Origin of the sequence: Secundilactobacillus similis DSM 23365 = JCM 2765 (genome assembly GCF_001311075.1) — a bacterium.
Taxonomy (GTDB): Bacteria; Bacillota; Bacilli; order Lactobacillales; family Lactobacillaceae; genus Secundilactobacillus; species Secundilactobacillus similis.
Map to the genome: position 1 here is coordinate 1 of NZ_BBAD01000007.1, position 14,754 is coordinate 14,754.

At 50.7% G+C, this 14,754-nt stretch carries 11 protein-coding genes and 3 pseudogenes; 6 read left to right on the forward strand and 8 right to left on the reverse strand.

Features of this window, described 5'->3' with window-relative positions:
• Positions 1-89: 89 nt before the first annotated feature.
• From JCM2765_RS02575 to JCM2765_RS02595, 8 genes are all read right to left on the reverse strand, one after another.
• Entirely contained in the window at positions 90-1,889 is a 1,800-nt protein-coding gene (locus JCM2765_RS02575) for an alkaline phosphatase family protein (protein WP_225351929.1), read from the reverse strand.
• 13 nt (positions 1,890-1,902) lie between these two features.
• On the reverse strand, positions 1,903-2,154 hold the full coding sequence (locus JCM2765_RS17785; protein ID WP_225351930.1) for an alkaline phosphatase family protein: 252 nt from the start codon (positions 2,152-2,154) through the stop codon (positions 1,903-1,905).
• Positions 2,155-2,185: 31 nt separating this feature from the next.
• Positions 2,186-2,890: a sirohydrochlorin chelatase gene (locus tag JCM2765_RS02580; protein WP_054733398.1), complete on the reverse strand. Its 705-nt coding sequence runs from the start codon at positions 2,888-2,890 to the stop codon at positions 2,186-2,188.
• Between the two features lie 34 nt (positions 2,891-2,924).
• The gene (locus JCM2765_RS02585; protein ID WP_225351931.1) at positions 2,925-3,239 is read right to left on the reverse strand and encodes a flavodoxin domain-containing protein; all 315 of its coding nucleotides are present in this window, start codon (positions 3,237-3,239) and stop codon (positions 2,925-2,927) included.
• Positions 3,203-3,364 (reverse strand): hypothetical protein, encoded by a 162-nt coding sequence (locus JCM2765_RS17790; RefSeq protein WP_225351932.1) that lies wholly within the window; start codon positions 3,362-3,364, stop codon positions 3,203-3,205. The genes JCM2765_RS02585 and JCM2765_RS17790 overlap by 37 nt, the downstream gene beginning before the upstream one ends.
• The gene (locus JCM2765_RS17795) at positions 3,361-3,534 is read right to left on the reverse strand and encodes a hypothetical protein (RefSeq protein ID WP_225351933.1); all 174 of its coding nucleotides are present in this window, start codon (positions 3,532-3,534) and stop codon (positions 3,361-3,363) included. Before JCM2765_RS17795 ends, JCM2765_RS17790 begins: the two co-directional genes overlap by 4 nt.
• Positions 3,535-3,618: 84 nt before the next feature.
• Positions 3,619-4,992 (reverse strand): nitrite/sulfite reductase, encoded by a 1,374-nt coding sequence (locus JCM2765_RS02590; RefSeq protein ID WP_225351934.1) that lies wholly within the window; start codon positions 4,990-4,992, stop codon positions 3,619-3,621.
• Positions 4,993-5,455: 463 nt separating this feature from the next.
• Positions 5,456-6,334: a LysR family transcriptional regulator gene (locus tag JCM2765_RS02595; protein WP_054733401.1), complete on the reverse strand. Its 879-nt coding sequence runs from the start codon at positions 6,332-6,334 to the stop codon at positions 5,456-5,458.
• 577 nt (positions 6,335-6,911) lie between these two features.
• Here JCM2765_RS02595 and JCM2765_RS02600 point away from each other — a divergent pair.
• The 6 genes and pseudogenes from JCM2765_RS02600 to JCM2765_RS02625 all read left to right on the forward strand — a co-directional run bounded on the left by JCM2765_RS02600 (position 6,912) and on the right by JCM2765_RS02625 (position 14,611).
• Positions 6,912-7,899 (forward strand): annotated as a pseudogene (locus JCM2765_RS02600) (NAD(P)/FAD-dependent oxidoreductase).
• A gap of 317 nt (positions 7,900-8,216) precedes the next feature.
• Positions 8,217-8,474 carry a hypothetical protein gene (locus tag JCM2765_RS02605; protein WP_054733406.1) on the forward strand — a complete coding sequence of 86 codons (258 nt, stop codon included), beginning with the start codon at positions 8,217-8,219 and terminating at the stop codon, positions 8,472-8,474.
• A 536-nt stretch (positions 8,475-9,010) separates the two neighbouring features.
• Positions 9,011-9,697, forward strand: coding sequence for a type 1 glutamine amidotransferase domain-containing protein (locus JCM2765_RS02610; protein ID WP_054733408.1), 687 nt, complete (start codon positions 9,011-9,013; stop codon positions 9,695-9,697).
• Positions 9,698-9,763: 66 nt separating this feature from the next.
• A pseudogene (locus JCM2765_RS02615) lies at positions 9,764-10,881 on the forward strand (NADH-dependent flavin oxidoreductase).
• Positions 10,882-11,110: 229 nt separating this feature from the next.
• Positions 11,111-12,835, forward strand: a complete 1,725-nt coding sequence (locus tag JCM2765_RS02620) for an ABC transporter ATP-binding protein (RefSeq protein ID WP_054733410.1) — start codon at positions 11,111-11,113, stop codon at positions 12,833-12,835.
• Positions 12,825-14,611: pseudogene (locus JCM2765_RS02625) on the forward strand (ABC transporter ATP-binding protein). The gene JCM2765_RS02620 and the pseudogene JCM2765_RS02625 overlap by 11 nt, the downstream one beginning before the upstream one ends.
• Positions 14,612-14,754: the final 143 nt, after the last annotated feature.

Below are 14,754 nucleotides of genomic sequence, written 5' to 3' on the forward strand. Positions count from 1 at the left end.
AAGCGACAGCAGATGACATGTAACTAGCTATCTAATTAAAATGAAAAACGCACGTCATACCAGCATCACTGGTACAACGTGCGTTCAAATTAATCATTGTCAGTCAAAATTTGGTAAATCGGTGCGCCTTCACACTGCTCAGGCACATGCGTCCCAAGTAGGGTGGCGATGGTAGGCGCAACGTCCACTTGGCGGATGACGCGCTTAGTGGTGTAGTTGGCTTTGATACCAGGGCCAGCGGCGACGAAGGTTGGGGTGACGGAAGTGCCGAAGTAGCCTTCAGCGGTGGATAAGCCATCACCGTGGAGTCGATTGAAGCCTTCGTTGACGGTGAAGAAGATGTCGCCGGCTTCGTCACCGTTAGTACCAAAGACCACGGCGTCCTTGTTGCGGACGGCCAGCCCGACAACCCGTTTGCCCGTTGCGGGGTCGCGGTAGTTGTAGAGGTCGTTGATGACCTGTTCTTCAAGGTCGTATTTGTCCTTTGGATCCACGATACCGTGCTTGTCACGGCCCTTGACGTTGATGTAGATGTAATTGCTACGAATCTGAACAGCGGTGGTTTTATCCCAATCCACTTCATCAATTTTGTTGCCATCAGCGTCCGTCTTCAGGGTGGTGTAACCGAGCTGTTCCATGACGGAGACGTTCAAGCCACCATATTCACCCAAGATTGGGGGCACGTTTTCGCCGACCAGCAATCCGTGATCAGAAACGACGAAGATCGTGTAGCCTTCATCCAAGAAGTGCAGGAAGCGGCCGATGTAGTCGTCGGTTTGTTGGAAGACCCGTTCGATGAAGCCTTGGTAGACCTTTTCATCGGTATTTTTCCAAGGTTCCAAGGTTTTACCTAAGTGCCAGAGTTGGTGACCGGCGCAATCCACGTTGTGCAGGTGGCTGAAGATGGCGTCGAACTGCTTGTGTTGTAGCAGGTACTCTAGGCAATCTGCTTGCCACTGGCAGTAGATGTCCCAAGATGGGATGAAGACTTCGCGAACGAGTTCGGCGTCTTCACCACCGATGAGGCTAACGGGTGGAATGGGGCCGACGTTTTTGATGATGTCGTGGAACAGATCGTTATCCGACCACAGCATACTGTTGGTGGTATCTAGCGCGTTGCTGATCCAGAAGCGGAGGTTTTTACCATCTGGTGAAAGTTCCAAAATCTTGTAAGAACGGCAGCTTGGCTTTGTGGCGCCCTTTTTGGTGACGTCATCGATGATGCCAGAAACCATTTTGCCCTTTGGGATGACCGCGAATGGTTCGGCGTCATCCTTGGTGTGGTAGAGGGCAACGGCATCGTAGTCACCGTTGGCACCCTTGGTGATGAGGGCGATGCGTTCCTCAGTCCCGCCGGAAACGACGAAGTGGAATTCTAAGGCACCTTCTGGGGCGTTGGCCCAACCTTCAGCGGGTTTGATGCCAGTGAAGAATTGATCGTACGCCACTTTAGCGCCAATCATCATTTCGGTGTCGTCCAGAGTTTTGATGTAGGTCCGAATCTCATTACCTTCACGGGATTTGTCGCCCCACCAGAGTTCCATCATTTCATCTTCTTCATCGGAAGCTTCACTGGATGGGTTCTTCAACACTTCACTCAAATCGGTGATGTTGCACCCAACGCCGGCGGCTTTATCGGTATGGCCGGTGAAGTGGTCTTTTTCGATATCAGCGTTGGCGTAGATGATCTTTTCCCAGTCCATTTGCGCAACGCCCATGTTGACGGAGCCGGGTTGGGTACCATCAACAACGCTCAAGAGGGGACTCTTTGAAGTTGGGGGCCATGAACAACCTGGCCAGTGCCAGACCATGGTTTTCTTACCGTTCTTGGTGGTTTCGTTCCAGATTGGTTCGGCCTTGCAGTTGCGGGAGTCCATGTTGTAGACCACGGCGTCCAGACTTTCAGGGGCTTGGCGCCAGTAGCAGGTGATGCCGTGCGTACCGGATAGCGCCGGTGGCTAACGTCGTCCAGCAAGGTGGCGTAATCGTGGGAACGGATCCCAGTAGTTTGATGCCTTTGTGGGCGGAGCCCCGTTCAAGGTATTTTTTCAGATTGGGCATCTTGCCCTCGTTTACAAGTCGGTTGGCGGTGCGGGAGTCTAACCCGTCGATGCCAAGCACGATGACTTTATCGGTACGTGGTTTTTCGGTCATTCAAATGCCTCCAGTAATATATAGTAGTTTTTTAGTTTGATGACACCTGGTTCACTGCGTTGAGGCGCTCTTGCAGGGCCTGCGTAATGACTTGGTGGTCTTCTAGGGTTGGTAAAAAGATGCTGTCGGGTTGAATCGCTGTGACCCGGTCGCGAATCCGGTTGGCCAAGCGCCCGTCCGTCAAGAAAAGGCGTTGGACGATCAGTGGTTCGCTGTCCGGTTTCACGACGTTTTGGATCAGGTGATGCCCGATATAGTTAGCGCAACGCACGGTGACGCCTAAGTCATCTTCAAGGTGTTCAGCGATGGCCTTCAACTGGGTGTAAGGTTCGTTATAGTGCGGGGTGCCGTGAGCAATCAGGAGAACTGGTCGTTCGGGGTTCTCCGCTAAGGCGTCGCTGATTTGGTCCCGCAGAAAGTCGTAAACGGCGATGGTCGTTGCCAGCGGTTTGAGGAACGTCAGCGACACATCCGGTGAGACCGTTGCCAGTATCCGTCGTGGAATGTCTTGTTTCACGTGGGTGGCAGCGAAGAGCAGCACCGGCGCAATGATAATGTGGTCAACTTGTTCCTGCAACTGGCGTAAGCCATCTTCAAGGGTGAGCTGCTTGCCTTCAAGGAAGCCGATACAAGCTGGCGTTCCAGTCGTTTCGATGAAGTCGCGGAGTAGTTGAATGTTGGCCTTAGGAAGCTTATTATGCCGGCCGTGAAGCACATAAATAATGCCTGTCGCCATAACTTGTCATCTCCTTTAACTTAAATGATGGGTGTTAAATGCTGGTGATCGTTGCTGCAAGTTGCTTGAGGGCTTCAGTCGCTTCGTCATCGGGAGCGAGTTCAATCTTTAGTCCGGGCGCGATGATGTTGGCGCCGGCTTCCTTAACGCGACCTTCGATGTCGTCAACAGCGCTGCAGAAGTCATCGTAACTGGTATCGCCGGTACCGATAACCGAAACGTTAAACCCGTTGAGATCGGCATCCTCAACGTCATCGGCAAAATCAATGATGCCGTCTGGCAACTCAGCATCGCCATCGGTGTAACTCGCAATCACGTACGCATCGGCATCGGTAAAGAAGTCGGCCACTTCGATGCCATCATCACCGTCAAATGCTTCAACGTCGGCGCCTTATCGGTGAGGGCGTCACTGAGAACGTCCACAGCTTCTTTGGTGTTGCCGGTTAGGCTGGTATAAATAATTTTCACTTTCATTTCGCAATTTCCTCCGGTTTCAATTGATCAAAGTAGTGGGTCAGGACCGCTTGGAAGTGGTCCGTGCCTTGACGCTGGTAGTACTCGTAGAAGCTTTCGCCGTTTTGCAGGTTATCTTGGTAGTCTTGTAGCAGACTGGCCGTGGCGTCAACGATTTGGTCAGCGACCACCTTGCCTTTGAGGTTCTCGTTAAAGTGACCGCCATCGAGGAGCTACCGCCAACTGAGAACTGGTAACCTTCTACCTTGTCACCGTCAGCGGTCCGGGCATGGACCTTCAATGCCGATGTCGGCAATGCTCCGGTGCGCACAGTTGTTACCACACCCGGTTAAGGTGATGGCAACTGGTTTTTCAAAGGTGAAGCGGGCGTCCAAGGCGTTGAGAATTGGCTCGAAAATTTCCTTAGTATGTGAATTGGCGAGATTACAATATTCAGCGCCGGTACAGGTTGTGGCGAGGTCCAGTAACGTTTCAGGCTTCGTGTTGAAGCGGGTGAAGATCTCGTTGGCCTTAACCGTTTCGAGGTCGGCCGCTGAAATCCACGGAATGATGAGGTTCTGTTCGTGATCAAAGCGGATTTCGTCGCGACCGTATTGACGAGCAATGTCGATAAATGCTTTGAAGTCCTCGGCATTGATCCGACCAGTTGGGACAGAAACGCCAACGTAGTAGTAACCCTTTTGGGCTTGTTCGTGGATGCCCAGTGCGCTGCCGCCGTTGGACCAGCCGCGGACTTCACTGTGACCAGCCGTTTCGAGGTCGGGAAGTTGTTCGCGGATGGCGGCTTCGAATTTGTTGATGCCCCAGTCTTGAATCAGGAATTTTAACCGCGCCTTCGCCCGACTACGACGAGGACCGTTGTCCCGGTAGAGCTGAACGACGACTTCCGCTAGGTCAGCGACTTGGTCAGGGGTCACGAAGATGTTGGTTGAAAGGCCTAGGTAAGGGACCATGCCAAGGCCGCCACCGATTTTAACGTTGAAGCCCTGTACGGTTTGACCGTCGATTGCCTTGGTCGCTGGAATCAAAGCTAAGTCGTTGATTTCCGCGTTGCCGGCGTTGTAGATGTTACTGTTGATTGAAATCTTGAACTTCCGGGGCAAGTTTGAATAATCGCGGTTACCTTGGAAGCGTTCGTAAACTTGGAGCACCGTTTCGCGGGTGTCAAATAACTCGTTGGGGTCGATGCCGGAGAGCGGGTTATCGACGACGTTTCTGGTGATATCACCCTCGGCCCCGGCCGTGGTCAAACCAACTTCATTCAGTTGGTCGAACAATTCCGGCAGTTTCACAAAGGGAATCCAGTGGTACTGAACGGCTTGCCGGGTCGTTAAATCAACGAAGCCGTGCCCGTAAGTCTCGGCGATCCAAGCAATCAAGTCAGCCTGTTTTAGGTTGATGCGGCCGCCAGGAATCTTGATCCGAAACATGAAGTTACCTTGTTCCTGCGGCTTTTGAACCGTTAGGCCAGCGTATTTAAAATACATGTAGTAACTCTTATCAACTTCCGAGAAGGGATGCTTGATCAATTCCGGAAGGTCCTTGAAGACGTCCAGGCCGTCCTCTTTTAACTTACTTTTTTCATTCTTGTTGATGCGTTGATCCGCCCAAATTGCGTCGTAACTCATAACAACACCCTCTATTCATCATGGTTAGTGGACCAAAAAACGCGCCCCTTTCCAGATTGCTCTGAAAAAGGACGCGCTTGGCGTGGTACCACCTTTTTTTAATTCAACATCATTGTTAAATCCTCAAGGTCAGCATCATCACTCGGGATGACGCTGACAGCCTGATAACGGCGGCTGATCGTTACGGGCTTACACGCTGGCTCACCCGTAAAACTCCAAGACCATCTTCGGAGGCCCCACGTGACCTGCTTGCACCATCTCAGGCTCGCTATTACTGGTGGGGTGACTCGTACTCATCTTGTCATTGTTCCTGTGCGGTATTTAATTTTGATGTTATTCTAATCAGTTTTTAATTGACTGGCAAGTGTTCGCAATAGCTAAAATTTATCACTGACGAGAATTTGAACCGGTTTGATGATGATGATTGCCGGTAATTCGCACGGATCGGCATAGTTAAATTCTATCAAGCCCCGATTTGTTGGTGATGGTTAAAATACTGCCGGAGCTCGTGCCGGGCCGCTGCCGCGATTGGCGGAATATCAGTGTTGGCGGTTCGAATCAGAAGGACGTGGATCGTATTAGCGCCCGTCAACTTTTTGGCAATCAGGCCAACGGATGCCGGGGTGGTGAGCGGACCGAGGTCGGTGGCGTAAGCATCGGACTCTCGGATGAGGTCGACCGTTGTTAACGGATCACTGCAAGTAATGGTCGGGGTCGAACTAGGGTGGGTGTCGGGGGTTGCGATAACGTGGGGATACGCAGTCAGGTCAGCTAACCGGAGTTCGGCCTTGTTAGCTAACGGGTGCGTTGGTCGCAGAAATACTTGCGTCTGATAAGTGCTGAGGGTTTCGTAAACGAGGTGCTGTTGCGCCAACGTGTTGGTCAATTGCGGCAAATCGAGGTCTGCGACAGCGAGAATGCCCAGTTGGCAATGGAACTGAGCAACTTCCGCAATGATTTTTTGGTAGTCGCCATCGACTAAGCGAAATGATTGATAGTCGGGATAGCTTGTCGTGAGTGACGTTAATAGGGGCGACAATGCCGCACAGTATTGACTGGCGATGGCGAAGCTTTGATGGTCGTGATGCACGTTCGCAAAGCGGTGCTGTAAGTTCTCAACATCGCCAACGATTTTACGAGCGTGTTTCACGAACTGGGTACCGGCGGGCGTTAAAAAGTTGCCCTGCCGCGTCCGTTTAAAGAGTTGCGCGTTGAGCTCCAGTTCTAGTGCTTTGATACCGTGAGAGAGGCTAGGCTGTGACACGTATAATTTTTTGGCAGCGGCGTGGAAGCTGCCGTTATCGACAACGGCGAGCACGTAACGCATTTGTTGAATGTTCATAAAAAATCACCTTCCTTGGGGATACAAAAAGCCCTTCACAGCTTAAATGCTATGAAGGGACGCAGTTTGCGTGGTACCACCCAGTTTTGTATGGCAGTTGCCATACCTCAATTCGGTACCGGTTTGATACCTAGTCTGGTAACGGGGACGACCGGTCAATCAGCGTGAACTGACTGACAACTCCGAGTTCATATTCGCTGTGGTCACGGGGGCCCCTTTTTCACCATCCGGGTTCTCTGACGACGTGACTAACAGTTACTCTTCTCTTCAACGTGATTCGTATTATTAGAAAATGATTAAAGAATACGGGCTAGTCTAGCGAGTTTCAGTGACCGTGTCAAGACGAAGATTTTTATCAGGCGGTGCCGAATTTAGCGATGTAGTAGTGACAAAGTGGCCGGTGATGCGGTTATCGCTGGGGTTAAAAATAACGGATCGTTAGTCTATGAAGTGAATCGCTGCTTGACAGTTATCTTGTGGAAGTGATAAATTGCCGAGTATTAAGTTTAAGGATAACTGGTATCGGCACTGACATAGCCATGTGAGGTTGGCCTAACCAGTTTTAGGAGGCGTGCTGATGCAAAGTGATGAACATTTATATGATTTAACCGTTGTTGGTGGTGGACCCGTGGGAATGTTTGCGGCCATGTATGCGGGGATGCGGAATCTGGATACCCAGTTAATCGAAAGCTTGCCAGAGTTAGGTGGCCAGGTTGAAGCACTGTATCCGGAAAAAACGATTCACGATATTGCGGGCTTTGTGTCGGGGAAGGGGTCTGAGCTGATCGCCAACTTGAAACAGCAATTGGCCGAGGTCCAAGATCAAGTGTCGATCCACTTATCAGAAGAAGTGATTGGACTTGAAAAACAGGCGATGGGACGTTTATTCTGACCACGTCTAAGCGGACGACCCACACGAAAACGATTTTGATTTCAGTAGGGAGCGGTGCCTTTACCCCACGTCAATTAGCTTGCGATTACGACCACGCGTTGGATGGTAAACAGGTCCGCTACTTCGTTAAACGGTTAGCTGATTTTGCCGGTAAAACGTGGCGGTTGCGGGCGGTGGAGACGCTGCGATTGACTGGGCGTTAGCGCTGGAGCCAATCGCGAACCACGTCTCAATCATTCACCGGCGTAATAACTTCCGGGGCTTGGAATCCAGTGTTGCACAGTTGCAGCAGTCCAGCGTGGAACTAGTGACACCGTTTAACATTACTGGGGTGACTGCTCAGGGTGAGGGCGTTCAAATCGAATTACAGGAAAACAAAGGTGACACCGCCAAGTCACTTACGGCTGATACCTTATTAGTGAACTACGGCTTTATTGCGGATAATCATTTGTTGAAAGACTGGGGCCTTGAGCTGGAGCGTCGGGCGTTGGTGGTTAACGAGTTCATGATGTCATCTGAACCCGGAATTTATGGCATCGGTGATGCCTCGACCTATCCCGGTAAAGTGAAACTGATTTCTAGTGGGTTTGGGGAAGCGCCGGCCGCAATTAATCATATTTCGACTGAGTTGTATCCGGATCGGCGGCAACCGTTGCATAGTACGTCGATGTAATGTGGTGGCTGACTGTGTTTCACGTGAAACAGGCTAGATTGTTGATTTGACAGCAGTTCAACGTATCACTAGATAACTAGTTAGCTGAAAATGATCATCATTCAGCCAATTTACTGAACAATTATCGCTAAAATGTTCCACATGAAACATTTTTGTCACTTGATTTAGGTCAAGGTAGCCAATCGTTAATCAGACTATGCTAGCGTCAAGTTGGAAACCAATGAGGGACTTAAGCTTTTTATTACTTCTTTTTTGGGTTTCCTTAAGGTTAATTCGGCATACTATAGTCATCAACAACGATAAGGAGCGTGAGGCACATGTTGCTTGATCACGATACAAAAATGGCAAATATTATTGCTGCTCAAATTACGAAGGTGTTCTACCCCTTCGTTGTAGCAAAAACCGAAACCGGTGAGTACTTACACCTCAATGTATCCGACACGGAACGTGCAGATCCGCTGTTCTGGGATGAACTTCGGAGTATCCTCCAAGCAAAATTGTGGGTTCCCGTTGGTAAGAAGTACCACCAACTACTTGATAACGGCTGGTTAGTGACAGACCCCGTTTTGGATTAACTAAAATTTGAATTGATTGCGTGCAACCGCCAGCGTGCTTGTTGGTGGTTGCTTTTTTTGCTGTCGCTTGGGTCCAGCGTAAGTGTTGGGTGCGATTGGGGGAAGGCTGTTTGTCGTCGCTTCGCTCGCCAAAGCCGCATGAAACCCGGTGCTCTCAGACTACAAAATTCGGCGCCACTTAAACTGTTATTTCCAGGGTTCCTGAAGTTGTAAGAACTTGCCAACCACGCGCTTTCTGGCTACCACGCCGAATGGCAGATAGGCTTCTGACTTCGTCGAGTCGTGCTACGCGAGACTGAGAGCTGCATGTAAGGCGAGTCCGGTAAACCCGCCAAGCCCGGGCGCCTTCACCGAACTCACCTTACACACTGCTCTCAACCCGTCTCGCTCCGCACACTGTCTCAAAACGAGAACATCAGACTAAAATGTTTGACATCGTTAGCCAACCAACGTAAGCTTTGGACAGAGATTTAGAGCTTACTTTTCGTAACCAGAAATAAAAATGGTTAATTAAAATTGAAGGAAGCGTTACCCCTATGACAAAAGCTTTGATCGTATTAACCAATCATGCAAAGTTCGACACGCTTAACCGCGCAACTGGCGTATGGCTGAGTGAAGCCACTCACTTTAACCAAGTGATGACAGACAACCAGATCGATGTCGATTACGTCAGCCCTGCTGGTGGCTACGTGCCACTGGATCCCGGAAGTATTGCAGCGGATCAGTTAGATGCTGTTAACTTAGCATTCTACACCGATGCTGATTTTCGAAACCGGGCGCTAGGACAGTCGTTGAAGCCGAGCGATGTGAACGCGGCCGATTACGATATCATTTACTTTGCGGGTGGTCACGGAACTGTTTGGGATTTCCCCAAGAATCAGGAACTGGGTCAGTTGGCGAAACAAATTTATGATAACGGTGGCATTATTTCGGCCGTTTGCCACGGGTTAGTGGGGTTGCTGGCAATTCAAAATGCTGATGGCAACGCCTTTATCGACGGGAAGCAATTAACCGGCTTTACCAACGAAGAAGAGGCGATCAATCAGTTGACTGATGATGTGCCATTCTTAGCTGAAGACGCGCTTAAGGCTGCTGGTGCCCACCACACCAAGAGTGACCCTTACACCGAACACGTTGTCACTGATGGTCGGTTGGTCACGGGGCAGAACCCACAATCCGCTAAGGGTGTTGGTGAAGCTGTGATTGCTGTATTGAACAAGTAATTAATCATTGGGGGACGGTTGCAATCCGCAGTCGAACCCTATTTTAGATAGTGGAGGGTTTTATTAATGGTCACTTATGATGAAGCATTTAAATTTAAATCAGGGATTACGGTTAAAAATCGGCTGTTTATGTCGCCGATGACGACGTTGCAGAGTTTCTTTGACGGGACGATCACAACCGATGAATTGAACTATTATGCTGAACGCGCTAACGGCGTCGGTGCGGTAATTACCGGCGTTGCGAACGTCGAGGATGGTGGTAAAGGCTGGAAGGTGAGCTGAGTATCGCCGATGATGTCTATTTGCCCGGATTAACGAAACTTGCTAGCACAATCAAAAACCAAGGGGCGCGCGCAATTCTTCAGATTTTTGACGCCGGTCGAATGAGTACGCCGGAAGCCTTGAACGGCAAGCAGGCCGTATCTGCCAGTGCCGTTGCCGCCCAACACGGGAATGGTAAGGCCAAATCGGCGGTCCCACGTGAAATGACGGTTGATGACATTCACGCCACGATTGCGGCCTTTGGTGAGGCAACTCGCCGCGCCATTCAGGCGGGGTTTGACGGGGTTGAACTTCATGGCGCCAACCTGTACCTGATCCAACAGTTCTTTTCACCACATTCTAACCGGCGGACGGACGAGTATGGTGGCAGTCGCGAGAAGCGCTACACCTTTATTAAGGAACTACTGGCGAGCGTTTTTGCGGCCGTTGACCAGTACGCTGACCGGCCATTCTTAGTGGGCTACCGGTTCTCACCAGAGGAGTTCACGGAACCGGGAATCACGCTGGATGATACGTTCTACTTGGTTGATCAATTAGCTGAAACGCGCTTGGATTACCTCCACGTGTCACTCAGTAACTACGACCGGAAGTCACGGTCAACTGAGTACCAAGACAAGTCGATCTTAGCCTACCTCCACGACTACTTAGCTGGGCGCAAGCCACTGATTGGTGTTGGCGGCGTTCGCAATCGGCAAGACGTGACAGGGTTATTACAAAATGCCGAGTTCGCCGCAGTCGGTCAACAACTCCTCGTTGACCCAACTTGGGTGCAAAAACTTGAGACTGGTCACGATGCCGACATGGTGACCGCTGACTTTGTAGATGCGATTGAATACACGCATTTCAACCGGCCACTGTATAATTTCTTGGTCGCTCGGTATGCGTCAGAACCGAATTTCTAATCGACAAACCGCTTATTTTGCGGTAGGATAAGCTACACTGAAATAGCGTCACGGATCCTTAGTCCTTACTAGGTTGAGGGGATTCGTGCGCTTTTTTTGTGCGTTTTTTGAGAAGTGAAAGCTAAACAGACGGCATTTTAGCGCATCGCTGGTATATTATAAGTGATTTAATGACCTTGTGATCGTCAAGCTTTGCCATTTGTCAGGAGAGAAAGTGAGTTGAGGAACTTTGTTTGGCATTATTTTGCAACACCTGCATCATCGAGCGCGGTGGTGCTTCTTTTTAGCCCCGCTGATTATGCTGGGGGAAGTCTTGTGTGACCTCCAACAACCCACCTTGATGTCGCGGATTATCGACCGGGGATTGGCGCAGCACGATTTGAATTACGTGGTGAGTCATGCGGCGTTAATGTTGATGTTTGCGATTCTCGGCCTTGGATTTGGCGCCGGTAGCGGGACCTTGGGGACTTACGCCTCACTAAAAATGGGGGAGGCGTTGCGGGAACGGTTACTTCGAATCGCTCTACTGAATCGCAAGCCGGGTGGTTTAGCACCCGCTACGCTGATTACCCGAATCACCAACGACGTCACCCAGATGCAAAACCTCGTGATGCTAGTCACGCGGGGCATGGTGCGCTCACCAATGTTATTGCTTGGGGGCATCGTCATGTCGGTGATCGTTTGTCCGGATCTGTCACCGATTTTATTTGTGATCATGCCGATTCTGGTGATTTTTCTGCTGGTTGTCGTGAAGCGCAGTGTGCCGCTTTATACCAAAATGCAGCAAGCGGTTGATGGTGTGAACCGGAGTATGCGTGAGAATTTATTGGGGATGAAGACCATTAAGGCCTATGTGTTGGAGCACCATCAGCTGACCCGGTTCAACACCAGCAATCATAACCTGCAGCAAACCAGTCAAAAAGCAACGCTAGCCACGGTGCCACTGTCACCGGTGATTCAACTGATGCTCAACCTTGGCGTTGTGTTCGCATTAGGGTACGGTGGGCAACTCGCAATTAGTCACACCATCAGTAACGGCCAAATTATCGCTTTCGTGAACTATATGATCCAAATCACGACGGCGATGATCCAAACCGTTAACATTATCACCTCGTTTTCGCGGGCGATTACGAGTTCAGCGCGGGTTCAGGCGGTGTTGGATGAACAACCAGCCGAAGAACCGGTACAGGTAACCAACGCACAACCGGCTGATAGTTCGTTACAATTTAACGACGTGACGTTTGGCTACGAACAGAGTCGGCCCATCTTGAACCATTTGACGCTACAAGTGCCTGATGGCCAGTGGCTTGGCATCATTGGGGCGACGGGTTCTGGTAAAAGTTCGATGATCAATTTGCTGACGCGAAGTTTTGACCAATATAGCGGCCAAATCAAGATTGGCGGTGTGGACATTCAACACCTACCATTGGCAACGGTCCATCAACAGGTTGCGGTGGCATTGCAGGACTCACTCCTATTTTCGGGAAGTGTGCGCGGGAACCTTGCGTACGGGGTGTCAAATGCAACCACTGATACGTTGGCGGCCGCTGCTCACGTGGCGGATGCCGATGAATTTATCGATCAACTCCCGGGTGAACTTGATGCGCCGGTGGAACAACTTGGGAAGAATTTTTCGGGTGGCCAACGCCAACGGTTGAATCTGGCCCGGGCGATTGCCACCGATGCGCCCATTTTGGTGTTAGATGATGCGACCAGCGCGGTGGATCAGGTGACTAACGCGCGAATCAAACAACGCCTGCAACAGACACGGGCTGGTAAGACGACGCTGATTATTTCACAACGAGTGACCAACGTGATGGACTGCCAGCAAATTATTGTGTTAACGGACGGCCAGATTTCAGCTCAGGGGACGCATGATGAACTGATGCAACGATCGACCTTCTATCGCGACCTTGTCACAACCCAGCTAGGAGGTGGGCAACATGCAAATTAATCGACGCGTGCCGCGGAATGTGCACCGGGAAAAGGTCGACGTTGGCGACTGGCGACAAACGGTGCGGCGGCTTTGGCAATATCTAGTAACGTACCGAATTCGGCTAATAGTGGTGTTTTACTGACAATTGTCACAACGGTGGTCACGGTGGTCGGGACCCGAATCAACGGCATCGTGATCGACCGCTACATTGCGCACCATCAAGTACGCATGCTGATGATCGTTTGTGGCGCGATGGCGGTGATGTACCTGATTGCCAGCATTTTTACTTACTTTCAAAACAGCATCATGATTAAAGTTGCGCAGGCGACTAGTGCCGCAATTCGCCACGATATTTTTGCGAATTTGCAGTTATTGCCCATGCGGTATTTTGACACCCACGACAACGGCGACGTGATGAGTCGGTTGACGAATGATGTGGATAACATTAACACGGCGTTGATGCAGACCTTCGTGCAGTTATTTACCGGAATCATCAGCATCGTGGGGATGGGTATCGCTATGTTGATTTTATCGCCGGTACTGACCGGCATCACGTTGTTGGGGAGTGTGGCGACCTACTTCTTTTCACGCGGCATCGCAAAAATCACGCAAAAGGCGTTCATGACCCAACAACAAGCGTTGGGGAGTCTCAACACGCAAATTGAAGAGTCGGTTTCGGGGAAGCAAGTCGTTCAATTGTTTGACCACGTCGATGACACCATGGCAACTTTTGACGCCACCAACCGGGACTACACCCAAGCGGCGTTTCGGGCACAGGCCCTGTCCAGCATCATCGGGCCGTTTAACAATATGACCAATAATGTCGTTTACGTGCTGATTACGGCGGTGGGGGCACTGTCGATTTTAGGCGGTAATCACCTGATTACGGTGGGGATTATTTTCACCTTCCTGATTTACCTCCGCAACTTCACGGGTCCCATCAACAACTTACTGGACCTGATCAACACCCTGCAACTCTCGCTGGTCAGTGCCCAACGGGTTTTCGAAGTCATCGATGCCGAACCGGAACGCGACGTGCCAAATGCCGCCCAGATGCTGACGACTAAGGGCCAAGTGACCTTTGACCACGTCTCGTTCGCGTACGATGATACGCGGGTGATTCTAAAGGACATTAATTTGACCGCCGCACCGGGTGAAATGGTGGCGCTGGTTGGCCAAACGGGTGCGGGCAAGACGACCATTATGAATCTGTTGACGAACCTGTATCCGTTGCAAAGTGGTCGGGTGCTATTAGACGGTCAAGATGTCACCATGTTACGACGGGCTGACCTTCGCCACTTAATTACGGTGGTGCAACAGGAATCGTTTTTATTTGGCATGACGATTCGCGAAAATTTGCGAATGGGTCGACCAGAGGCAACGGATGCGGAAATCGAACAGGCAGCTCAAGCGGCCAATGCCCACAACTTTATCAGCCAGTTACCAGACGGGTATGACACCGAGCTACGGGAAAATGCCAGCGCGCTGTCACAGGGGCAACGGCAATTACTCAGTATCGCCAGAGCGTTCGTGGCCGCCGCACCGATTTTAGTCTTGGACGAGGCCACTGCTGCCATCGATAGTAATACCGAAGCGGACGTTCAGCGGGCAATGAGTCGCCTGATGACCGGCAAGACTAGTTTTGTAATCGCCCATCGGTTATCGACGATTCAGGCTGCTGATCAGATTTTAGTGATTGATCAGGGACAGGTGGTTGAGCGTGGGACGCATGAGGCGTTGTTGGCGCAAAATGGGGAGTATGCAGAACTTTATAATAGTCAGTTTGAAGGTTGATCGACTTACGTTTGTGGCTGGCCTAGGTGTTGGCTGTTTATCGTCGCTTCACTCGCCAAAGCCGCATTGAAAAGCGCTCGTTCAGGCTACAAAATTCGGCGTCACTTAAACTGTTATTTCCAAGGTTTCTGACTTCGTCGAAT